This window comes from Paenibacillus sp. USHLN196 (assembly GCF_037144955.1).
GTDB classification, from domain to species: Bacteria; Bacillota; Bacilli; order Paenibacillales; family Paenibacillaceae; genus Paenibacillus; species Paenibacillus xylanexedens_C.
Genome location: NZ_JBBCYH010000015.1, coordinates 100,942 through 124,397, shown reverse-complemented (window position 1 = coordinate 124,397; position 23,456 = coordinate 100,942). Strand labels below are relative to the sequence as shown.

The 23,456-nt window shown below is 47.5% G+C and carries 21 protein-coding genes and 1 pseudogene; 17 read left to right on the top strand and 5 right to left on the bottom strand.

Annotation, left to right across the window (positions count from 1 at the left end; all coding sequences use genetic code 11):
- Positions 1–38: 38 nt before the first annotated feature.
- The 9 genes from WFI24_RS28105 to WFI24_RS28065 all read left to right on the top strand — a co-directional run bounded on the left by WFI24_RS28105 (position 39) and on the right by WFI24_RS28065 (position 9,329).
- Positions 39–299, top strand: coding sequence for an IreB family regulatory phosphoprotein (locus WFI24_RS28105; protein ID WP_017686818.1), 261 nt, complete (start codon positions 39–41; stop codon positions 297–299).
- Positions 300–423: 124 nt separating this feature from the next.
- Complete coding sequence (ruvX, locus tag WFI24_RS28100; RefSeq protein ID WP_336765288.1) at positions 424–840, top strand: Holliday junction resolvase RuvX; 417 nt, start codon at positions 424–426, stop codon at positions 838–840.
- Between the two features lie 12 nt (positions 841–852).
- Positions 853–1,152 carry a DUF1292 domain-containing protein gene (locus WFI24_RS28095; protein ID WP_017686820.1) on the top strand — a complete coding sequence of 100 codons (300 nt, stop codon included), beginning with the start codon at positions 853–855 and terminating at the stop codon, positions 1,150–1,152.
- Positions 1,153–1,467 carry a DUF1292 domain-containing protein gene (locus WFI24_RS28090; protein ID WP_047844066.1) on the top strand — a complete coding sequence of 105 codons (315 nt, stop codon included), beginning with the start codon at positions 1,153–1,155 and terminating at the stop codon, positions 1,465–1,467. It begins immediately after the preceding gene.
- Positions 1,468–1,542: 75 nt separating this feature from the next.
- On the top strand, positions 1,543–2,583 hold the full coding sequence (gene mltG / locus WFI24_RS28085) for an endolytic transglycosylase MltG (RefSeq protein WP_336765228.1): 1,041 nt from the start codon (positions 1,543–1,545) through the stop codon (positions 2,581–2,583).
- Positions 2,584–2,597: 14 nt separating this feature from the next.
- Positions 2,598–3,527, top strand: coding sequence for a peptidase U32 family protein (locus WFI24_RS28080; protein WP_336765227.1), 930 nt, complete (start codon positions 2,598–2,600; stop codon positions 3,525–3,527).
- Positions 3,528–3,544: 17 nt separating this feature from the next.
- Entirely contained in the window at positions 3,545–4,873 is a 1,329-nt protein-coding gene (locus WFI24_RS28075; RefSeq protein ID WP_076252944.1) for a peptidase U32 family protein, read from the top strand.
- Between the two features lie 233 nt (positions 4,874–5,106).
- Positions 5,107–7,395 (top strand): methyl-accepting chemotaxis protein, encoded by a 2,289-nt coding sequence (locus tag WFI24_RS28070; RefSeq protein ID WP_442956272.1) that lies wholly within the window; start codon positions 5,107–5,109, stop codon positions 7,393–7,395.
- A gap of 194 nt (positions 7,396–7,589) precedes the next feature.
- Positions 7,590–9,329, top strand: a complete 1,740-nt coding sequence (locus WFI24_RS28065; RefSeq protein ID WP_336765225.1) for a peptidoglycan D,D-transpeptidase FtsI family protein — start codon at positions 7,590–7,592, stop codon at positions 9,327–9,329.
- On the opposite strand, the gene WFI24_RS28060 is transcribed toward WFI24_RS28065, so the two are convergent.
- Positions 9,308–10,504: an AI-2E family transporter gene (locus WFI24_RS28060; RefSeq protein WP_336765224.1), complete on the bottom strand. Its 1,197-nt coding sequence runs from the start codon at positions 10,502–10,504 to the stop codon at positions 9,308–9,310. The two genes, WFI24_RS28065 and WFI24_RS28060, sit on opposite strands and share 22 nt — an antisense overlap.
- A 174-nt stretch (positions 10,505–10,678) precedes the next feature.
- Here WFI24_RS28060 and WFI24_RS28055 point away from each other — a divergent pair, with 174 nt between their 5' ends.
- Positions 10,679–12,082, top strand: coding sequence for a polysaccharide deacetylase family protein (locus WFI24_RS28055; protein WP_336765223.1), 1,404 nt, complete (start codon positions 10,679–10,681; stop codon positions 12,080–12,082).
- A 63-nt stretch (positions 12,083–12,145) separates the two neighbouring features.
- On the opposite strand, the gene ilvD is transcribed toward WFI24_RS28055, so the two are convergent.
- The 3 genes and pseudogenes from ilvD to WFI24_RS28040 all read right to left on the bottom strand — a co-directional run bounded on the left by ilvD (position 12,146) and on the right by WFI24_RS28040 (position 15,554).
- Entirely contained in the window at positions 12,146–13,831 is a 1,686-nt protein-coding gene (gene ilvD, locus WFI24_RS28050) for a dihydroxy-acid dehydratase (protein WP_074096200.1), read from the bottom strand.
- 317 nt (positions 13,832–14,148) lie between these two features.
- Positions 14,149–14,391: pseudogene (locus WFI24_RS28045) on the bottom strand (KGG domain-containing protein); the annotation flags it as partial.
- Positions 14,392–14,513: 122 nt separating this feature from the next.
- The gene (locus WFI24_RS28040) at positions 14,514–15,554 is read right to left on the bottom strand and encodes an acyltransferase family protein (RefSeq protein ID WP_336765222.1); all 1,041 of its coding nucleotides are present in this window, start codon (positions 15,552–15,554) and stop codon (positions 14,514–14,516) included.
- 223 nt (positions 15,555–15,777) lie between these two features.
- Here WFI24_RS28040 and WFI24_RS28035 point away from each other — a divergent pair, with 223 nt between their 5' ends.
- From WFI24_RS28035 to mgrA, 6 genes are all read left to right on the top strand, one after another.
- Positions 15,778–16,743 (top strand): sugar kinase, encoded by a 966-nt coding sequence (locus WFI24_RS28035; RefSeq protein WP_336765221.1) that lies wholly within the window; start codon positions 15,778–15,780, stop codon positions 16,741–16,743.
- Between the two features lie 88 nt (positions 16,744–16,831).
- Positions 16,832–17,497 (top strand): bifunctional 2-keto-4-hydroxyglutarate aldolase/2-keto-3-deoxy-6-phosphogluconate aldolase, encoded by a 666-nt coding sequence (locus tag WFI24_RS28030; protein WP_105407210.1) that lies wholly within the window; start codon positions 16,832–16,834, stop codon positions 17,495–17,497.
- A gap of 94 nt (positions 17,498–17,591) precedes the next feature.
- Positions 17,592–18,356 carry an alpha/beta fold hydrolase gene (locus tag WFI24_RS28025; protein WP_336765220.1) on the top strand — a complete coding sequence of 255 codons (765 nt, stop codon included), beginning with the start codon at positions 17,592–17,594 and terminating at the stop codon, positions 18,354–18,356.
- Positions 18,357–18,419: 63 nt separating this feature from the next.
- Positions 18,420–19,187 (top strand): HAD family hydrolase, encoded by a 768-nt coding sequence (locus WFI24_RS28020; protein WP_336765219.1) that lies wholly within the window; start codon positions 18,420–18,422, stop codon positions 19,185–19,187.
- A gap of 46 nt (positions 19,188–19,233) precedes the next feature.
- Positions 19,234–19,974, top strand: a complete 741-nt coding sequence (locus WFI24_RS28015; protein ID WP_336765218.1) for an NAD-dependent protein deacylase — start codon at positions 19,234–19,236, stop codon at positions 19,972–19,974.
- Positions 19,975–20,052: 78 nt separating this feature from the next.
- Entirely contained in the window at positions 20,053–21,060 is a 1,008-nt protein-coding gene (gene mgrA, locus WFI24_RS28010) for an L-glyceraldehyde 3-phosphate reductase (RefSeq protein ID WP_336765217.1), read from the top strand.
- An 85-nt stretch (positions 21,061–21,145) separates the two neighbouring features.
- Here mgrA and WFI24_RS28005 read toward each other — a convergent pair whose 3' ends face one another.
- Positions 21,146–22,120, bottom strand: a complete 975-nt coding sequence (locus WFI24_RS28005) for an AraC family transcriptional regulator (protein ID WP_336765216.1) — start codon at positions 22,118–22,120, stop codon at positions 21,146–21,148.
- 153 nt (positions 22,121–22,273) lie between these two features.
- Here WFI24_RS28005 and WFI24_RS28000 point away from each other — a divergent pair, with 153 nt between their 5' ends.
- Positions 22,274–23,455 (top strand): galactokinase, encoded by a 1,182-nt coding sequence (locus WFI24_RS28000; RefSeq protein ID WP_336765215.1) that lies wholly within the window; start codon positions 22,274–22,276, stop codon positions 23,453–23,455.
- The last annotated feature ends 1 nt before the right edge of the window (position 23,456 follow it).

Here is a 23,456-nt window from a genome sequence, read left to right as displayed (position 1 = left end):
CATGGTCCCCATGTTCATGCAGGAGCGAGGTGTCATCAATGGACTCCATGGATAAGACGGTTAAATTTAATGTGAAAGGTGACGAACAGGAAGCATCATCCAAAGAGATTCTTCTCACGGTTTATGATGCATTGGTCGATAAGGATTATAATCCGATCAACCAGATTGTTGGGTATCTGATTTCCGGAGACCCGGCATACATTCCTCGTCACAACAACGCACGTAGTCTGGTCCGTAAAAAGGAGCGCGATGAGCTGATTGAAGAGCTTGTACGTTCCTATCTGGCCAATCACCGGTAATGTACGCCGCTTCCGCTGTGTTGCAGCTATGCAGGCAGCGGGAAATGAACCGACAGAAGACAGCCTGAAGCTTGAGAAGGCGATAATCATCGACCTGAGCAGGCCCCAGGATGGGAGAGCATGGATGAAAATATTAGGTTTGGACTATGGGGACCGAAGAATCGGGGTTGCCGCGAGTGACGCCTTCGGTTGGACTGCCCAGGGATTGGAAGTGCTTGAACGCCGCCGTGATGAAGGCGAGTTCGCTCGGATTGCCGAACTTGTGCGTGAGCACGAGATTAGTGAGATCGTAGTCGGACTTCCCAAAAACATGAACGGCACCGTAGGACCGCGCGGTGAGATATGTATTGCTTTTGCCGAACGCCTGCGGGGCGAACTGAATTTACCTGTTCACCTTTGGGATGAACGGCTGACAACCATGGCAGCAGAACGTACGCTGATTGAAGCGGATGTCAGTCGGAAAAAACGCAAACAGGTTGTGGACAAAATGGCCGCAAGCTTGATTTTGCAAAATTATTTGGATGCCAATAGTAGAAGGTGAGGGGGATCAACAATGGCTGAAGATCAACTGGGTATGGAAGAAGAAGCTGAAATTATTTACATTGCGGATGACGAGGGTAATGAAGAGGAATTCGAAGTCATCATGAAGTTCGAAGTAGACGGTTCGGAGGCCAAGTACATGATGGTTGCTCCGGTTGAACCTGAAGATGGCGAAACGGATGTATATGCATTCCGTTATGAAGAAGAGGGCGACGATATTAAACTTTTCGTCATCCAAGATGATGCCGAGTGGGATATCGTCGAGGAGACGTTTAATACATTTCTTGCTGAAGATGAAGAGGAAGCGAACTAAATGACGGAATATAGCCGCAAAGACCTGAAATGGACAGATTCACTGCGTCTGGCATTCGGTGCTCATGTTGAGCTCGAGGAAGAGAACGGTAAATCACAACCGTATGACTTGTTGGCTGAGTTCGAAGTGAACGGTCAGCAGTACGCGGTGCTCCGCAGTTCGTTGCGACCTTATGACGAGGTTGAACTTCTGCGGGTATCACCTGGAAGTGAAGACCAGATCATGCCAGAGTTAGTTACGATCGACGATGATGATGAGTGGGAGAACATTTCGGAACTGTATGATGAATGTACACTCCCCATTGACGAAGATTAATCAGCTTCAAATTGAAGAAACCGGGAGGGCGGAGAAGTCCGCTCTTTTTGGTTGTGTAAAGGAGTTGTTTCTTTTTTGAAAGGGAAAGCAATAGTAGTCATACTGCTTATCATTGTAGTTCTTGCAGGAGGCGCGGGCGGATACGTATGGAGCATGATGCGTCCCGTGGAAGCTTCTACAGAACCGGTCGTATTCGAGATTAAGAGCGGCTCGGGAACTTCGAAAATCGCGGATCAGCTTCAAGAAGAGGGCCTCATTCGAAGCGGGTTAACGTTTAAAGGGTATTTAAAGTGGAAAAAACTAGGTTCTAATTTCATGGCGGGTACATATTCTATGAATCCTGGCGTGACATATGACGAGATTGTTAGCAAGCTGAGTAGTGGTGAAGTTGTACCGGAGGAAATGGTGAAATTTACAATTCCGGAGGGTTATACTGTTCTGCAAATGGCGGGTAAGCTTTCTTATGAGCATGTTTTAGATCGGGATGAATTCATTAAGCTGGCAAATGATCCTTCGGCCTTTGATGTAGATATCGTCAAAGATATTCCAGTGGATGAAGAACTTCGCTACGTATTGGAAGGGTATCTGTTCCCGGAGACGTATGAGCTGAAAAAAGGGAGTTCCGCGCATGATGTGATGCAACGGATGCTGGAAGAATTCCAGACCAAGATCAATTCCATTCCTGATCTGGAGAAGAAGCTCCAAGAAAAGAACCTTTCCCTACATGAGCTGCTGACGATTGCGTCACTGGTGGAGAGAGAAGTTGTAGTGGATGAAGAACGTGCTCTGGTTGCAGGTGTAATCTACAATCGGCTTAATCAGGATATGAAGCTGGAAATTGATGCTACGGTGCAATATCTGCTCGACAAGCCGAAGGAGCGATTGTTTTTCAAGGATCTGAAGGTGCAAAGTCCCTACAATACGTATCTGAACAAAGGCTTGCCACCAGGTCCAATAGCCAGTCCAAGTCTTCCGTCCATCGAGGCAGCGCTTAATCCGGAAGCTTCGGAGTATCTGTTCTATGTGACGAAAAAGGATGGTTCGTCTGGACATCTGTTTGCCAAAACGTATAAGGAACACCAGCAAAATATAGCCAAAAGTAAGGCTGCGCAATAAGCGGAGGGGATTATATGAGTAAGAAACATGAACTGCTCGTTACAGCAGCGAATGTGAAAGAGGCAGAAGTGTTGCTTCAGGCTGGAGCAGATGCTCTGGTCATTGGAGATGATCGATTCGGCATGCGTCTTCCAGGCAGCTTCAGTGTGGAAGAGACAGCAGAGGTGGTAAACATCGCTTCCAAGTACCAGGCGCGTGTGTATGTATCCATGACTAATCTGATGTCCAACGATCTGCTGAAAGAATTGCCTGAATATGTTCAGGCTTTGGGTAGAATCGGTGTTGATGGTGTGGAGTTTAATGACCCATCCGTGCTGGGTACCATGAAGGAATACGCGCCACATGTGAAGCTGCACTGGAACGCGGAGATGACTTCAACGAACTATGCGACAGCCAACTATTGGGGAACCAAGGGAGCTAGTCGTGTTGTGCTTGCCCGTGAGCTGAATATGGACGAGTTGACGGAAATGGTTCCTTTTTTGAAGGTGGAAGCTCAGGTTCAGGTGCATGGCATGACGAATATTTATCATTCCAAGCGCAGTCTGGTGCAAAGTTATATGGCCCATCAAGGACGGCCAGTCGAGGGACATCTGGGCAAAGAACGTGGATTGTTCCTGATCGAGGCTGAACGTCGGGATGAGAAATTCCCCATCTATGAGGATATTAACGGCACGCACATTATGAGCTCGGAAGACATATGTATTCTCGAAGATCTTCATCTGTTGATGGAGGCGGGCGTGCACAGTTTCAAAATTGAAGGCATGTTAAAATCGCTTGCCTACAATGAAGCGGCTGTGCGTGCATACCGGGCAGCGATTGACAGTTATGTAGCTGATGCCGATGCATATGCGTTCTCTGAAGAGTGGTTGGATGAAGTACGAAAATTACAGGACCCTGAACGTGAATTGTCGTTTGGATTTTTCTATAAAGAACAAGTGTATTAATAGATGAGGTGAACAGAATGGAAACAGTGGCGGTACAGCGGAAGTTCTCGGGTAAACGTAACCGTCTGGACAAACCGGAGCTGCTAGCTCCGGCGGGTAATCTGGAAAAACTGAAATTTGCGATCCATTACGGTGCAGATGCCGTATATATCGGTGGACAGGCCTATGGACTGCGTTCCAACGCGGATAACTTTAGCTTTGAAGAGATGCGTGAAGGTGTAGAGTTTGCCAAAAAGTATGGAGCCAAAGTGTTCGTAGCGACGAACATCTATGCACATAATGAAGATGTTGAAGGTATCGAAACGTACCTGCAAAACCTGTACAATGCGGGAATTTCCGCGATTATCGTAGCCGATCCAGCTATTATTGAAGTAGCTCTTCGTGCTGTGCCAGGCCTTGAGGTACATCTGAGTACCCAACAATCCACACTCAACTGGCAAGCGGTGAAGTTCTGGAAGGATGAAGGCCTTCCGCGTGTGGTTCTCGGACGTGAGACCAGCTTCGAAGAGATTGAAGAGATCAAGGCAAATGTGGATATCGAAATTGAAGCCTTTATTCACGGAGCGATGTGTTCATCGTACTCCGGACGTTGTGTGCTCTCCAATCACTTTACGGATCGGGACTCCAACCGGGGTGGCTGTTGCCAGTCTTGTCGCTGGAAGTATGATCTGTTCGAGGATGCGAGAGAAGATACGGTGTGGGTCAGCGAAGAGGACATGCAGATGAAGGCACCTGCGCCATTCAAACTGGGTGAGAATCAGCTTCCCCTGTTCCAGGAACAGGATAATTCATTCTCCATGGGATCTAAGGATCTGTGCATGATTGGCCATATCCCAGAGTTAATTGATGTGGGAGTGGACAGTTTCAAGATCGAAGGACGTATGAAATCGATCCACTACGTGGCAACTGTGGTTAACGTATACCGTCAAGCCATTGATGCCTATATGGCAGACCCGGAAAATTATGTTCTGAAACCTGAATGGGTTGAAGAAATGAACAAAGCGGCAAATCGTCCGCTCAATACCGGATTTTTCTATGACACACCAGACCATGAAGATCATATCTATGAACCGGAAGAAAAGGCTGTACCTTTTGACTTCGCTGGCTTGGTTATGGGGTATGATGCTGAAACAGGAATGGCGACCATTCAACAGCGTAATCACTTCAAACCAGGACAGGAAATTGAATTTTTCGGTCCGGGAGGTCACTTTTTCAAACAGGTTGTCGGTGAAATACAGGATGAAGAAGGCAATGTTCTCGATGCTGCCCGTCACCCGCTGCAACTGATTAAAATGAAGGTAGATCAACCGGTTTCGTACTTCGATATGATGAGAAAAAAGAAATAGGCTCAAATACCTACAATGTGTCAATATTGTATTATGATTTAACAAAATAGTGTTATAAAATTTACATTTGGGCCTCCGTTTATCGGCATAAGGGGGTCTTTTTTTTATAGAAAAATAGGAATAAAGTTGTAAAATATTTCTGGGAAGTGAAAGGGGAAAGAGGAAAGCTGTCGAATACTACATATTTATAGGGGAGAGAAAGAAAATCCAACAAGTAAATTACTGGCAGGTGAATGGGATTGGTTCAAAAGAAGCAGAAAGACAGTGGGGAACAAGTGACAAAAGCCGAGCAGGTTAACCCTGAGAAGGTTCAGAAAGTGAAGAAAGAAAAAGTAGCTAAAAGTGGAACGACAGGTAGTGGCAAAAGATTGTTTAAGATTGACCGCAGTAAGCTCAAGTTGGGCTGGATCAAGACCGATTGGGTGAAGAAACAATTGAAAAACCGGGATTGGAAAAACTTTGGGGGGGCTTCTTTCGAACAGATTAAGAAGGCAAATCCGGTTAAATCCGTAGGGGTTAAACTGTTCTTGATCTTCTTTGCGGGAATAATGATTTTTGTAGTGAGTTTGGGTCTATTATCCTATTCGAAAGCCAAGGGTACGATTGAGACCAATGCCTCACGAGCCAATCAGGAGACGATTGATCAGACCAAACAAAAAATGGACATCATTTTGGAGAGATTTGTGGACACATCCACACAGATTTTCTTTGATCCGGAAATGCAGTCCTTGCTACAAAAAATGTCAGATCAAAATCTGACTGCGTATGATACATTCATAAACTCAAGTTCAATCAACAAGCAACTGTCCAATGTTGCATTTACAAATAAATCTATGGAAGCGATTTATTTGGTACCTACGGACGATACAAAGTCCATTATGGGTACAGGTAGCAACAGTTCATCCATGGGCAACATTCGCCAGGAAGCATGGTACAGTGAGTTGATTAAGGCGGGCGGTTATCGCTGGCTTCCAACAGAGGTCAAGGAAGATGGCTCAACCCCAACGTTTAAAATTGCACGTTCAATGAAAAACCTGCAGGGAACGACCCAGTCGTATGTTCTGGTTATTGAACTGAAACTGGAAGTTCTGGAGGAACAATTGAAATCGCTTGATCTGGGTCCAGGAGCTGTTCTTCAACTGATTGCTCCGGATAATAAAGTGGTTGCATCCTCCATCCCGGATCATACCGGACAAGATACAGAGCTTGCATTTGTTAAAGAGCTGACTGAACCAGCGGGTAGTACGAATACGGAGTATACGGTGGATGATAAATCTACGGAAATGCTGGCTGTATACAGCACGATGGATACATCCAATTGGAAACTGGTTGGTATGATACCTACCTCTGTTTTGGTTCAGGATGCGAAAGGTATCCTGACCCTGACACTGTGGATGGCGCTGATTGATGCAGGTATTGCAGTGTTGATCGGGATCTGGATGGTGCGTATGATCGCTCGTCCACTCGGCAAATTGAAAGATCTGATGCAGGAAGGTGCGAAAGGTAATCTTAAAGTTCGTACCCCGTATAGCTCCAAAGATGAAATTGGTCAACTCTCATCGGCATTCAATCTGATGATGGAGCAGATCACGAAGCTGGTTGAACAAACCAATCGTTCTGCGCAGGAGGTATTGGATACAGCCTCCGAGCTGAGTAGCGCATCCAAGAAAACAGCCGTATCTGCTTCTGAGATCGCCGTAGCCACAGAAGAGATTGCAGGTGGTGCAGGCAGTCTGGCAACTGAAGCAGAACGTGGCAATGAATTGACGGATAATATCTCTCGTCAGATGGAGAGTGTAATCGCTGCCAATGAACAGATGGGTGATTCTGCTCGTCACGTAGAGAAGTCCAGTCAGACAGGAACACAACATCTGAATCAGTTAATGACCAAAACCCAGAAGACAGAAGAAATGATTGGTGCACTGGTGAATAAGGTTGATTCGCTGAAAGAGAGTACATCTTCTGTTCTGAAAGTGCTTGAAGTGCTGCAAAACATAACGAAACAAACCAATATTCTTTCTCTGAATGCAACCATTGAAGCAGCACGTGCTGGTGCAGCCGGACGCGGTTTCATGGTGGTGGCGGATGAGGTTCGTCAGCTGGCGGCTCAATCCAGACAATCCATTGAGATGGTTGGAGAGATTACAGACAAAATCATGACGGAAATGAATGAGACGGTTGATGCTTTGTCGGCAGCGTACCCATTATTCAAGGAACAAATGGATGCTGTTAAAGATACCAACGTCATATTTGCTTCCGTACAGGAGCAGATGGGTGCATTTGTGGAACGTCTAGGTATGGTGACGGGGTCGATTGGAGATTTGAACAAATCTCAAAGTACATTGTCCGAAGCCATGAGCAACGTCAGCGCAGTAGCTGAAGAATCTTCTGCAACATCCCAAGAAGTAGCTTCATTGAGCAGTGAACAGCAAAATATCAGTAACCAGCTGGTTAATCTGTCTGGCAAACTGGAGAACGTGTCCACTGAACTGAAAGAAACATTGTCACGCTTTACGGTGTAACAAGCCAAGGCTGAAATGAGGAGAACCTGTCCCGCACATGGGACAGGTTTTCTTTAGGTTTACCGGATAATTCCAAGCCTTATCAGCAATAATATGTCAAAACGACAAAAGGTGAGATTGGGATGCATCTCCTTGCAAAACGGCGGATTTATATAGCTTGTATTGTTCTAACCCTTATCTTTGGGTTGCTTATATTGCGATTGGGATGGGTTCAGATCGTTCAGGTGAATCAGACGATGCCTGGATTTCACCGAACGGTACGTGAAATGTCTGTGTTGCAGCGTGAACGCGGTGTGATGCTTGATTCGGGGCGGGGACAATTTACGGATTACAACGGCGAGGCATTGACCGGTAAGCTGCAATGGGGATTGATTCTTTTTCCACAAGCAGGTCCATTAGAGAAATTACGCAAGTATGGGGCATTAGAAGGCTCCGAGATGACAGAGTTGACCGGTATATTACATACGGATCTGGATCAATTGAAGAAGGAATGGAATCAGGAGAATACACCTCATTTCTGGACAGCAGGTTCACATCAGCCTGTTCATTTGTCCGAGGCTCAGATTAAGCGTTTACGTGGTCTGCATCTGCAAGGCGTGGGTATATATCCGATGATGACAAGGTACCTCCATGGGCACACGGGAATGCAGTGGCTTGGTTATGTGGCAGAACAGCCTGAACCTTCCAAAGGAAAATCTGGACATCAGGATGAGGTAAGACAGCCTTTTGCCATGAAATCAGGGGCAGCTGGCCTGGAGAGAACACTTGAACCCTTGTTAAGAGGAATTGGCCCTACGCTTGTGTCCCGTATGGTCTCGGGCGGTGGAGAGATTATTCCCGAGATCCAGCCGCGGGTCATCGCACCAGCCAATAGTCATTATCCTTTACGTGTGGAAACTACTGTGGATGGCAAGTTACAGCGTGGGTTGGAGCAGCTGACAGAAGAGTCTGGATTACAGGAAGGGGCTGTTGTTGTGCTGGATGCCGCTAACGCAGATGTTCGCGCCATGATCTCCCGTCCTTTCTATCAGCCACAACATGTGGAACCCAAGCAATCGGCCTGGGGGAATCGTGCAGTACAGGGAGCCGTACCGGGTTCCATTTTCAAAATTGTCACTGCGGCTGCTGCTATGGAGTATCATGCGGTTTCTAACGGAGAAGAATTCCATTGCGGTGGTGAGTACGGAAGATATGGACTGTCTTGCTGGAAGGAGCATGGGCATGGAGACTTGAATCTGGAGCAAGGATTCGCAGAGTCTTGTAACATCGTATTTGCAGAAACGGCACGTAGGCTTAGTATGGAGCAACTGGAGCAGACGGCAGATCGTCTGGGACTCGCGCGTCCGATTGGCTGGGAGGGTGAGCAGATGGCAGGAATGCCGGTGCTCCGGCACTTTGATCATGAAGATCACGGGCGAGTCAGAACAGAAGCAGTTTCATCGACGGATGAAGGCGCCAAAATACAGACAGCAATCGGTCAGCGCGATGTCTTGGTCACACCTTTGCAAGCCGCGAATCTGATCGTGACATTGTTGCATGATGGGAAGGTTAGTGCCCCGCGTCTTGTTGAGCGAATCCGGTATGCCGATGGTGGCACCATGCTGGAGATGCCTTTGCATGATTCGCCTTCAGCATCAGGACAGATTGCTCCCGCAACGGCACATACACTGCTGTCCTGGATGGATAAGGTAGTCCGTGAGGGCACAGGAAAATCCCTGCAGCGTGCACGATGGCATGTTGCAGGGAAATCGGGTACCGCTCAGGTACAGAAAAATGGGGAAAAACGCAACAACCAATGGTTCATTGGTTATGGACCGATAGAACACCCCAAGTATGCAGTGGCTGTGCTTGTCCAGAACGTCTCTCCTGAAAGCCATCATCAGGCTACGGCTATATTCAGGAAAGTCATGGACTATTTGGCTGAGTCTTCGTGATTCTTCCCAGGAACGGGAGGTTGTACCGTTGACTCGGCAGAATGGGCTGAGGCTGTATTAACGGGTGGGTCCATGACCAGTGGAGAAGACTCAAATTCATCTTTGGGCAGGTGAATCCACTTTTGCAGGTACCCTTGTTGTAACAGTTCTTTCAGAAGGATCAGGAGCACTGGGGATAACACAACACCAGCGAGGCCGAAGATCGAAAGGGAAATCAGCATAAACGAAAGCATCAAGTATGCCGAAGATACACCGATCGAGTTCCCCGATATTTTAGGTTCCAGTAATTGTCGTGTCAACATCGTGACTACCAGAATTACAATCAGGCCGATGGCCAGGCTACTATTGCCTATAATGAACAAGTAGACGATCCATGGAATGAATACAACAGGAACGCCAAGCAACGGTACCAGATCGAAGACCGCGCAGATTGCTGCAATCGTAAATGCGTTGGAGGTTCCCAAAATCAACAAACCTGCATAAATCAATACAAACGTAATGAGCATCATGATCATCTGTGCCTTCAGATACGAACGGATCGTCTTGAACACGTGATTTCGCATGAATTCTACAGCTAACTTTAATGTTTTTGGCGTTTTTGCACGGGCAAACTTGCGCCAGGATTCGATCTCGATACTGAGAAAGAATGCCAAAATAATCGCAATTCCGAAGTTCGTAATAAACGAAGAGAATGAACTGAGGAAGCCGACGACGAACTGTGCTCCACTGGTTACCCATTTCGAAAGGAAGCCGGTAAGTGTTGCAAAATATTCGTTCACTTTTTCCATAATCCCATCAGGGAGAGCATCTGACTTGTCTTGAATGAACAGCACCAGATTGGTGAATTCACGCTGTATCATTTCAATGTACACGGGGAAATTATCTTGAAGATTGGAAATTTGTGAAATGATAATTAAGCCTACCCCAAAAAATGCAGCGACAATCAATGCAAGAAACAACAAGACTGAGATGGCTGCTCCAAGCGTCTTGGGCAATCCTTTGCGATGTAAAAATTTGGCCAGCGGTTCAATCATCCAATACACGATGAATGATAGAAAGACTGGTGCAGCCACTTGGTATAATTGACTGAAACTGTACATGATCACATACACGGTTAATATGAGCAATGCGATGTCAAAGACAGTTCGCCCGTATTTTTTGTAAAGCGGTAGCATGGACATGGCTCCTTTGATGGCAATAATTAGATTGTATTTATTGTACACGATAGCTAACTTTTTGGGAAAACAGGATTCAAGAAAAGTCTGAATTATGATAAAATTAAAGGCGGTTTATTTTAGATAGTGCCATTGTGCACCGTAATTCAGCATGAGAAGTGGGGAGCTCGCAACATGACAACGATACTTCATAGTATTTTACTGTGGTTATTGTATCTATCATCTTTTTACGCCTTTATTCCAAGTTTGATTAGCAGGTTTTTCGGTTTTCGTGTGTTCAGACGGGGGAGAAGTGATACACAGTTTGCCTTAACCTTTGACGATGGGCCTGATCCGTACTATACACCGCGACTGCTTGATCTGCTCGGTCAGCATCGAGCGAAAGCAACATTCTTCGTCGTTGGAGAACATGCGGCGAGTCATCCGGAACTCATTCAGCGGATACATGAGGAAGGTCATCTTATTGGCATTCATAATTATATTCACAAAACGAACTGGCTCATGCGGCCTCGTACTGTTCGTAACCAGATCCAGCGAACAGGTCAGATTATCCATGAAGTAACCGGAGTGAAGACTTGTTATTATCGTCCACCTTGGGGGATTATGAATCTGTTTGATTTTTTCAGTAAGAAAGAGCGAAAGATTGTACTGTGGTCTTCCATGTTTGAGGACTGGAGAAGCCGAGTGGGTGCCCAAAGATTGACCGAACGGATGCTGAAGGAACTAAGAGGCGGAGAAGTCATGCTGCTGCATGATCGAGGAACAACCCTCGGTGCTGATGCACACGCGCCAGAGCAGATGCTTCAGGCGCTTGATGTCGTCTTGCAGGAGGCCGAACGGTTAGGTCTGCAAAGTGTACGCGTCGATACGTTGATGGGAGGTGTTACAGTGAGCGAAGCTCAGAACAAGAATCAACCACAGACACCGTTGAAGCGATGGAAACGAATCGTTGTTGCCTTGTGGCTGGGTTGGGAGAAGTTGTTCCACTGGGTATACCATCTACGGACAGCTTCGCCAGAAGATCCGATGCTGCACTTCCGATCTCGTGTATATCACGGAGCGCGAGTGGAGATGAATGACGGCCATGTCATTCAAAACGGAGATCCGGTAATTGAACTGCATTTTGACAATCAGAAATTGTTCGAATTTGGAGTGACATCACGCTCTAGTATGCATTTGGCTATTCGCATGATCCGCACCATGGAACAACAATTGCCGGATTTGGCGCGTATGGTAACACTTGACCCTGAATTACGTTCTGCCAAGGCTATATATGGTGTGAGCATGATTAACAGAGGTCCGGAAAAGTTCGGATTTACCATTCGGGAGTTGCCTCCCGGACTTTTCAGTGCGGCTTCCAAAGTATACTTGAAGCTATTATTAAGTGTAATTCATCCAACGGGGACTAAACGTCTGAAACAACGTACAGAACAATTGGTACCCAAGATGATTGCGATGCCGCTGGAGATACTGCTGGAACGTTATGGTCAGCATACGATGATGGTGGCAGCAACGGCCGAAGAGTCCAGAGAAGGTTCACTTGTCATTGAAAAAGAAATAATTCCAGAGCGGAACTAATAAAAGAAAAGGGTTGCCCTTCGCCAAATTTGGCAGAAGAGCAACCCTTTATTTATTAGTGAATTAGATACTCAGTACGCCACCGTTGCTTGCATTCGTAACCAGTTTGGAATAACGGGCCAGGTAACCGGTTTTCACTTTCGGTTCAAAGCCTTTCCAACCAGCGCGACGACGTTCAAACTCTTCGTCACTGATGTGCAATTCGATGATACGGTTGTTCAGATCCAGCTCGATGATGTCTCCTTCTTCAACAAAGGCGATTGGACCACCCTCAGCTGCTTCCGGAGAGATATGTCCGATACTGATTCCGCGGGATGCGCCAGAGAAGCGTCCATCGGTGATCAGACCGACTTTAGCACCCAACCCCATACCGACGATCTGGGAAGTAGGAGCCAACATCTCAGGCATACCTGGTCCGCCTTTTGGTCCTTCATAACGGATAACGACAACATGTCCTTCTTTTACTTTGCCGTTAGCAATGCCTTCGAGCGCTTGCTCTTGGGAGTCAAAGCAGATGGCAGGACCTTTGTGGTATCCACCAACCGAAGCATCAACTGCACCAACTTTGATGATAGCGCCTTGTGGTGCAAGGTTACCAAACAATACAGCCAGGCCGCCTTTTTCGGAATGCGGGTTATCCAGGTGGTGAATGACATTTGTATCCTGAATTTCTTTTCCTTCAACGTTCTCACGGATCGTTTTACCCGTTACCGTAATGCAGTCACCATGAATAGCACCTGGTTTCTTGAGCAATTCGTTTAGCACTGCGCTTACGCCGCCTGCATTGTGAACGTCTTCGATGTGAAGATCGGAAGCAGGTGCAAGTTTCGCCAAATGCGGAACGCGGTTAGCTACTTCATTGATGCGCTCGATTGGATACTCGATGCCCGCTTCATGAGCCAGTGCCAGCGTGTGCAGTACTGTATTCGTAGATCCGCCCATCGCCATATCCAGTGCAAACGCGTTATCGATCGCTTCTACAGTAACGATATCACGTGGTTTCAGATCCATTTTAATAAGTTCCATCAGTTGTTTAGCAGATTGTTTAACAAACTCACGACGCTCAGGAGCAACAGCCAGGATGGTTCCGTTACCTGGCATAGCCAGTCCCATCGCTTCAGCCAGACAGTTCATGGAGTTCGCTGTGAACATACCGGAGCATGATCCACAGGTTGGACAACCGAACTGTTCAAGCTCAAGCAAGCTCTTGTCATCGATTTTACCTGCTTGATAAGCGCCTACGCCTTCAAATACCGAGGTCAAGGACAGAGCTTTACCATTGCTGTCACGACCGGCTTTCATCGGTCCACCGCTGACAAACACGGTAGGGATATTACAGCGGAGTGCACCCATCATCATGCCGGGTGTAATTTTATCGCAGTTCGGGATACATACCATGCCGTCGAACCAGTGAGCAGATACAACGGTTTCCACGGAATCCGCGATAATGTCACGGCTTGGCAGCGAGTAACGCATACCAATGTGTCCCATGGCAATTCCGTCATCTACACCGATGGTGTTGAATTCGAATGGAACGCCACCGGCTTCACGAATAGCATCCTTTACAATTTTACCGAATTCCTGCAGGTGAACGTGGCCGGGCACGATATCGATGTAAGAGTTACATACGGCAATAAATGGCTTGCCGAAATCCTCTTCTTTAACGCCCGCTGCGCGGAGTAAACTCCGGTGCGGTGCACGGTCAAAACCTTTTTTGATCATATCGGAACGCATCTTCTTGGCTGACATGGTGTGTTTCCCCCCAAATATATAATATTGAGCAACATGAATGGAAAAGTAAATGGCAGTGCATCTGTCGTTTAATTTCATCCGTACTCTAAAAAAAGATCGGCAAGCCGGTGTCGAGCTCCCCGTAGTTTGTGAAATTCTTTGCTGCTTTAAACCCGTGAACACCCGGTTTTTCTATTGAGTCTATCACAACCGTCGTCATATTTCTACAATCAATAGAAAGAAGCCTCAAACCATTTTCATGGAATTAGACTTCTTGATTTGCGGAAAAGCTATGATTACGTTTTTATGTGGCGAGCGGGATTCTGTTAGTTACTTCCGCCTTTGCGTCCAATCTCACGATAGAATTCCTTATTATGGGTTTCTGAGGTTGCTTCTCCGCCTTTGCGTCCAATCTGCTTATAAAAGTCAGTGTCATGGGCATCCGAAGTCGCTTCTCCGCCCTTTTTTCCAATCATCTGATAGAAACTTCGATCATGGTTCTTGGAAGTCGCTTTGCCACCTAATCTGCCGGCTTCTTCACGACTCATCTTGCGTTCTGACGTCGGTTGACGTGCCATTACAATCACTCCTTACAACGATAAGTTGTTTTTGTAGCGCGTATCCCTAATTTACCACCTTATTTCCAGCCTGAAACAACTTCACCAGATTGGATCCGATGAGAATGGGATCCGTCAGCGTGTTAGGCCGACCGTTTGAACACCTCATGCCGATTGAGAGAAAAGCGGGATATATCCGGTTCTATTAAGGGTTTGAACGCGTGACGTACACCCGGTAGAGCCAGTGTGACTGCGAATAGTACGGCGATGAGAAGTATGACTGGAATGTACGCCGAGCTTCCCATATAACTGTAGACTCCAGACCAAATCGCGAGACGAACGAGAAACCCATGCAGCAGGAACACATAGAGTGTGCGTCGTCCAAGGTCCGTCAGTCTGGAAGTTAAGGAAGGTACCCATGCCAAGAACAGTGCTGCTGATGCGATCTCAAGCAGGTAGATACCCAGTCGGAAGATGCCGGCATACCATTCGTGATGGCCCAGTTCAGCGTACGTCATGCTGCCGAGTAACCATCCTGATGAAATATTCAAACCGCCATATCCGATCCATACCAACAGTGCAGCGGAGAGGACCGCTGCAGTTTTTCGCCCCCAACCGGATAGTAAGCGAGAACGGATGGATGCTCCATAGTCATAACCGATGATAAAAAACGGCAAGAACACAAACGTACGACTGAAGCTGAGCCAGAACCCGTCGATGGGCAAATACCCGGCAATTACACCGAGCACAATCGAACCGATCAACCGATACATCGGTTTCCATGAGATCGTAAGACGTAGCAACAATCGCCAACAGAAATGACTCGCGAGAAACCATAACAGCAAGTAAGGTGCGAAGAAGGATAGCCGCATATGGGGTGTGTGGAACACGGTAAAGTCCATCAATGCGTACAAGGACTGAAACAGTACATATTGTAAGGCAATCTGCTTCAGGACGTTCCGTCCAGGCGCGCCTTGGAGTGAGTGGGTCGCAAAATACCCGGTTACCCATACAAAGAGTGGCATGTGAAACGTATATATCCACAGGAACAGAGCTTCCGCGCCTGCAAAGCGTGTGATGAGTGGTTCAAGTGCATTACCTGCAAGGACACAGACGATAAGCATAAAGCGCAGATTGTAAAAGAAAGATTCCTGATCATCCCGGATCAGTGTCTGATTTTTCATGGTGTAGCCCCCTTGTAGACCCTTATTGCAAAGGCCGTTTGCATCTGTAATAAGGGTAATATGGATGTACATTCTCTATTGTGATTTAATTCACATTGGTAAGCGTTATCTTTTCTCAAAGCTGTGACAACAAAATGAACGCAACGGGATTGACAACGGTTGCATAGAGGATGACAATAGTAAAAGAAGATGAGGGAATGTAAATATAAGGAGGGAAGAAATCATGTCAACGAGTCCCTATCCAAGCCCGGAGATTATTACATTTGGGGAAAGTATGGGTTTGCTGACTGCCAAGGATACAAGAGGGCTGGAATATGCAGCCACACTGGACAAGTCGTTCGGGGGTGCTGAGAGCAATCTGGCTATTGGCGTATCCCGCCTGGGTCATACCAGTGGTTGGTTTGGACGCTTGGGCAATGATCCGATCGGCAGTATGATTCTGAAAGCCATTCGCGGTGAAGGTGTAGATGTATCCCGAGTACGGTTAAGTGATCACGAGCCCACCGGTTTGATGATTCGTGAGAACGCTTCCGGGAAAGCCTCGGTGCATTATTATAGGAAGCTATCCGCTGCAAGTGCGATTACACCTGATGATCTGGATCCCGATTATATTGCCGGTGCAAAGATATTGCACGTTACGGGTATTACCGCAGCGATAAGCCCGTCCGGACTTGCTACGGTGGAAGCCGCAATACATATTGCCAAACAGGCAGGTGTGAAAGTAAGCTTTGATCCGAATCTGCGTCTCAAACTATGGTCAGCAGATGAGGCGCGTCCAGTCATACTGCGTCTAGCTGAACTGGCGGACTACTTTTTACCGGGTCTGGATGAGATGAAACTTCTATATAACGAAGAAAATGATCAAAAAGTACTTGAGCGTCTATCTGCCATGAAGGCCGTGTGCATCGTGAAGGGTGGCCCTGATTTGACCTACGTATTGGCGAATGGTACCCTAACGGAAGTTCCGTACTTTAGAGCGGATCATGTTCTGGATACGGTGGGGGCAGGAGATGGATTCTGCGCGGGATTTTTATCTGGTTTACTTAAAGGATACTCCCCGCAGGAAGCAACCCGTCTCGGTAATTTGACCGGTTCCATGGTAATACAGGCTGTTGGCGATTGGGAGGCGCTTCCGACGTGGGAGCAGGTCGAGGCCAAGCTGAACAACGTTGCCCATGTTGAGCGCTAGTCGCTGCTGAAATCATATATGTCTCATCTTCGTTCTGAAATGTAAGGCTTGTATACACAACCACCACATTGACAAGGGAGAGAATAAAATGAAGAAGCTTCAGCTGTTGCAAAAGATTACGGACAATGGGGTTGTGGCGGTTCTGCGTGCAGATTCTGCTGATCAAGTCATTGCCATGGCCGAGCAAGCGATTGCGGGTGGTATTAAAGTTATCGAAATTACAATGACGGTACCCAGCGCCCTTAAAGCCATTGAAAAATTAAGCCGTGTATACCATTGGAACACACAAGATCCAGAGAAATTTGCGATCATTGGTGCGGGAACAGTGCTTGAACCGCAGACTGCGAGAGCAGCGATCATGTCGGGTGCCGAGTTTGTAGTCGGACCTTCCCTGAACCCGGATACCGTTCAGATCTGCAACCTGTATCGAATTCCGATTCTGCCTGGTGTGATGACGATTGCTGACGTTCAGCGCGCATTGGAGCTTGGTGTGGACATTGTGAAGTTGTTCCCAGGCAACCTGTATGATCCTTCGATTATCAAAACGATGAAGGGCCCTATGCCGCAGGCGAATTTTATGCCAACTGGCGGGGTATCCTTGTCTAATCTGGGGGATTGGATCAAGGGTGGGGCAGTCGCTGTAGGGATCGGCTCCGACTTGACATCGGAAGCTGTGAAGACGGGTGACCTGAGTCATGTCCGTCGCAGAGCGGAACAATATATGGATGCTTACCGCAAGGCCAAGGCTGAATAATATTTTTTCAATTCGTAGAAGGGGAGCCTGATGAACGAAGGCTCCCAATTCTGTGAGCCGCGGCACCTGCGGAAGTGAAGAAAGGTGATTAACGTTGAGAAATCGGTATAACACAGGGCGCAAGAAGAGGGGCATCGGGAAATTCCTGCTCGTACTTCTGGCGCTCATTGTCATTGGTTGTGGATTTGTTGCGTGGAAATTATTCACACCATACGGTCCACAGGAAACAGCTCAAACAGCCATGGAAACAGCCAATCAGGTGACGGTGAGCGAACAAGAGAACTGGATTGATTTTGTGCCAGACAAACCGACTGGGAAAAGTGTACTTTTCTATCCTGGTGGACTGGTAAAACCGGAAAGTTACGCACCACTTGCGCATGAGTTGGCCGCTGCTGGTCATCACACCATTATTGCCAAAATGCCGGTCAACCTGGCAGTGCTCAAGCAAAACTTGGCAGATGAGATTCTGGCCGCCTATCCGGACGAACAATTTGTTATGGGTGGACACTCTCTCGGCGGTTCGATGGCTGCACGTTATGTAGCCGCACATCCAGATGCACTTCACGGGATCTTCTTTCTGGCATCCTACCCGGATGAAAAAGGAAGCGTAAAGTCACTGGGAATCTCTGCTTTATCCATTTTGGGAACTAAAGATGAGGTTGTGAATATGACCAAGTATCAGAGTGGACGTATGTATTTGCCCGCGGAGACGGTATACTACACCATTGAAGGTGGAAACCACGCCCAGTTCGGTGATTATGGTCCTCAAAAAGGGGATGGCGAGCCAGAAGTGAGTGGAGTAGAACAGCTGAATCAGACCGTCAAGACAGTTCTGGCCTGGTTAAGTACGATTAAGTAGATTTTGATTATTCTGCTTAAGGGCTGTATGTATGTATCGCATAACTTGATGGAGGTGATATGGATGACCATGCTTCAAGTGCATGGAGCGCAGATCCCATGTAAAGCTATCCTGTTCGATAAAGATGGCACATTACTGGAATTTCTCCAGCTATGGGGGCCGTGGGCAGAGACGTTGCTGAGTCAGTTACAAGCACGTATGAATGAGCTTGGAGCTTCATTTACGGTGGAACTGGAGCATGTTCTGGGCACCATCCATAATCCAGAAGGTCATATTGTTGGCTATGATCCGCAAGGCCCGCTGGCCATTGCGACTGTTGATGAGTGCACGGGATTGCTTGCTGGGCAGCTATATGCGACAGGCATGCCATGGAATGAAGCGATCACAACGATACGCCAATTTTCAAGTGTGGCCATGCGAGAGGTTAGGCAGAGGAAACTGGCTGAACCGATGCCAGGATTGCTAGCTTTCTTGCAGAGTTGCAGGGCAGCAGACATACCACTGGCGGTCGTCACTTCTGACAGTACAGCGGCAGCAGAAACACATCTGGACTGGATGGGAATCCGTTCCCTTTTCACATCCATTGTGGGCTGTGATCGGGTGACTCAGGGCAAACCGGATGGAGAAGCAGCGCTTTTGGCTTGCCGTGAATTACATATCGATCCTGCGGAGGCCATCGTAATTGGAGACAGCAATAGAGATATGCAGATGGGGCGGCACGCTGGCGTATCCTATACGCTCGGTTACTGTCAACAGTCAGATCAAGGATCTCATCTGGTTGATGCCCATGCCATTATTCGTCATTATAATGAGCTAAGCGTGATTATATAAGTCACCCTGGCTTGGTTTTATAACGTAAACAAAAGGAGGAGAGAGGATGAACGCAACAGAACAACTGGCTGCCTGGATTCAGGAAAGCTCCCGTATTGTTTTTTTCGGAGGGGCCGGGACTTCAACGGAAAGCGGGATTCCCGACTTCCGCTCGGCTGCGGGTCTGTATCAGACGGAGCAGCATTCACCTTATCCACCGGAAGAATTGTTAAGTCGACATTTTTTTGATCAACATGCCGATATCTTTTATGATTTTTATCGAGGCAAAATGCTTCATCCAGATGCAGAACCTAATGGGTGCCATCGGCTATTAGCCCGTCTGGAGCAAGAGGGAAAACTTCAGGCAGTCATCACGCAAAATATCGATGGACTGCATCAGAAGGCAGGCAACAGCAATGTTTTTGAGCTTCACGGCTCAGTTCATCGTAATGCCTGCATGGATTGCAAGCAGTTTTATACGCTAAATGATATTATGCAATCCCAAGATACCGTACCTCGCTGTACCGCATGTGGTGGTGTGATCAAGCCGGATGTGGTGCTGTACGAAGAGGAACTGGATCAGACGACATTGTACCGCTCCATTGATGCACTGTCTTCTGCAGATCTGTTACTCGTGGGAGGCACGTCACTGACGGTATATCCAGCGGCTCAGTTAATTACGTATTTTCAGGGAAAACATACCGTTCTGCTCAACGCTACACCTACCGCTTACGACCGCAGGGCGGATTTGCTGATTACAGAGCCGATTGGTGAGGTAATGAATAATGTGGACCAGTTTCTTGGTTAAACGTATGGACTGAATAACCGCATTCTCCGGCATAGACCGGACACAAGAGGCGGAACCTGGGGAAAGAAGGGATTCATAATGGTCTACGTAGCAAGCGATACTCGCTATGAAACGATGAAATATAACCGTGTTGGGCGTTCAGGTTTGAAACTACCAGCGATTTCACTGGGGTTGTGGCATAATTTTGGCGGTATTAATAACGCTGAGAATGGCCGTAATATGATTACCCGTTCATTTGATCTGGGCATTACCCATTTTGACCTTGCCAACAATTATGGCCCACCGGCAGGTTCTGCAGAGCAGCTATTTGGACAAGTACTCGCCCAGGATCTGAAACCTTATCGCGATGAACTGGTGATCTCCACCAAAGCGGGATATTATATGTGGCCCGGGCCGTATGGCGAGTGGGGTTCACGCAAAAATCTAGTATCCAGTCTGAATCAGAGCTTGAAACGTATGGGCCTGGATTATGTGGATATTTTCTATTCTCATCGTTATGATCCCGAAACGCCTTTGGAAGAAACGATGATGGCACTGGATCATATTGTTCGTTCGGGCAAAGCGCTCTATGTAGGGATATCTAACTATCCCGCAGAGCAGACGAGAGAGGCTGCCGAAATTCTGAAAAGTCTGGGAACACCGCTGCTAATCCATCAACCGAAATATTCGCTGTTGGAGCGTTGGATTGAAGACGGGTTGCAGGATGTGCTGGATGAGTATGGAACAGGCAGTATTGCGTTCTGTCCATTGGCACAAGGTGTGCTCACGAACAAATACTTGAATGGTATCCCGGAAGACTCACGTGCCAAAGGACCGTCTGTATTCCTGAATGAGAACAACATTTCTCCAGAGACGCTCCGCAAAGTGCGTGCGCTGAACCAGATTGCAGCAGCCCGCGGTCAGAGCTTGGCCCAATTTTCACTCTCATGGGTGCTGCGTAATGGCAGGGTAACTTCTGCGCTGATTGGCGCAAGTCGTCTTTCCCAGATTGAAGAAAATGTGGCTGCGCTCAGTCAACTGGATTTCTCTACAGAGGAATTGGAACGGATTGAATCCATCCTGTCTCCGGAGCCTGATGACAAATAAATAAAGTGCAAGAGGTGCATCTTAGCCATAATGGCGGAATGCACCTTTTTTTTGTCGTACGTGGTTCCTCCGTCCGTTATGTTGCTCATCGTTTGTTTTGTTTAGCATTCTTCTGTAACCCCTGGTGTGCCGGACGGGACAGTATTTTCTCTCGATACAAGCTGGGTGCTTCACCATGAAATCGTTTGAACTGTTTGGAGAAATACAGTGCGTCAGGTAGTCCAACCGATGCAGAAACCTGTTCAATGGACAGATCTGGGCGTTCTCGTAGCAGTTGACGCGACTTGTCGATCCGCAGTTTTAGCAGATAGGTAACTGGGGAAAGTCCGGTTTCCTGTTTGAAAATACGGGATAGATAGGCACGGTTGTATCCAAGACTCGCAGACATTTGTTCTATAGAGACAGGGTAGGCATACTGGGTGGACATATATTGAATCATCTGTTTCACCGTACGCCGGATGGAGGATTCACCTGGAATTAAGGTTTGGCCCTGCGAAAGGTGATTCTGTGCTTCAGCTAGAATCATATATAACGTACCCAATGATGTGAAATGGGAGCTTTCTTTGCGCTCGGCAAAAGCATCCTGCATCACGGATAGCCAATCGGATATTCCACAGGATGGCCCGGCATGAAAAACGGACTTTTCCGGACGGAATCCGGCTTCTTCGGTATGTTGGCCAGCCTGGCTGCCTGTGAAGGCAATCCAGCGGTATTGCCATGGGTTGCGGGCATGAGACTGGTAACTTACCAGTTGCCCGGGATGAATGAGGAAACAATCCCCTGCGGATAACTCGTAGGTGTGCAGTTCGGTACGGAACGTACCCGCCCCTTTTTCTACATAATGCAGCAGATAATAATCATACAGTTTGGGCCCGAGGGCATGACCTGGAAGTGTCTGGCTCGCCCCGGCAAACAGGACATGCAGTGCTCCTTGTTCATAATAGACGGGATTGGAGGCAACCGAATAACTGAGTGCTCCGCTTTTACCTGAAGGTGATTCCTGAATTTTCGCTATAGAAGGTGCAAGGGAGTCTTTCTTGGAGTTTGAGTAATCTGCCATGGTCGTTTCCTTCTTTCTGGGATGCTCCGATCATTATACGTCTTAAGGTCACATTTATCCATATGAAACACACATGGTTGCATTACAAGAAGCATCGCTTTCTTATATAATAACATTAAGAAAACCACAACAACGAGGCGAGGTGCACCAGCAGTGAACGTAACTGAATTGAAACAAAAGTTTATTGAGAAGTACGGAGAGAGTGGAGCGGACATCCGTGTGTTTCATGCCCCGGGGCGTGTGAATCTGATCGGTGAGCACATTGACTATAACGGTGGCTACGTGCTTCCGGCAGCACTGGAATTCGGGACAACATTGATTATTCGTGAGCGTCAAGACAATCAATTGCAATTGGCTTCCACGAACATGTCCTATGAAGGGGTACTGGATACCTCCACCATCGGTAAGGAGAAAACTGGAGAATGGACTGACTATCCTGTTGGTGTCATGGTTGAACTGCAAGGCAAAGGCGTGAATGTAACGAAAGGGTACGACTTCCTGTACCATGGGGAGATTCCAAACGGGGCAGGACTTTCATCATCTGCATCTCTGGAGGTACTTACCGGATTCGCGATTCAGTCTCTGGAGGGTGTGTCGGATATTGATACGGTTCAACTGGCGCTTCTGTCCCAAAAGGCAGAGAATGAGTTCGTCGGCGTCAACTGTGGAATCATGGATCAGTTCGCTGTTGCAAACGGTGCTCAGGATCACGCGATCTTGCTGATGTGCGACACACTGGAATACGAAAAGGTTCCTTTCCGTACAGGCTCCTACAAATTGGTCATTGGTAACACGAACAAACGCCGCGGTCTGGTGGATTCAGCTTACAATGAACGTCGCTCCCAATGCGAGCAGGCACTTGCCATTTTGAAGGAACAGCTGCCTGCACTGAATTACCTGGCTCAATTGACGCCAGAGCAGTTCGTAACACTACAGGATCAGATCAAGGATGAGAAAGTAAGACAGCGTGCACAACATGTTGTGGAAGAGAACGCACGTGTGCTCGCATCGGTGGAGGCATTGCGGATCAATGATCTGGAATCCTTCGGCAAGCTGATGAATGCTTCGCATGAATCGCTTCGCGACTTGTACGAAGTAAGCTGTGATGAGCTGGACGTTATGGTTGAAGAAGCTCAGCGGATTCCAGGCACGCTTGGTGCTCGGATGACTGGCGCTGGATTTGGCGGTTGTACCGTATCACTTGTGCATGAAGATGATGTTGAGCGTTTTGTAAGTGAAGTGGGCGCTGCATATGAAGCGCGTACCCGTCTCAAAGGTGATTTTTATGTATGCGATGTAGGTGACGGTGTTAAAGAATTGAAGGAGGCGAAGTAAA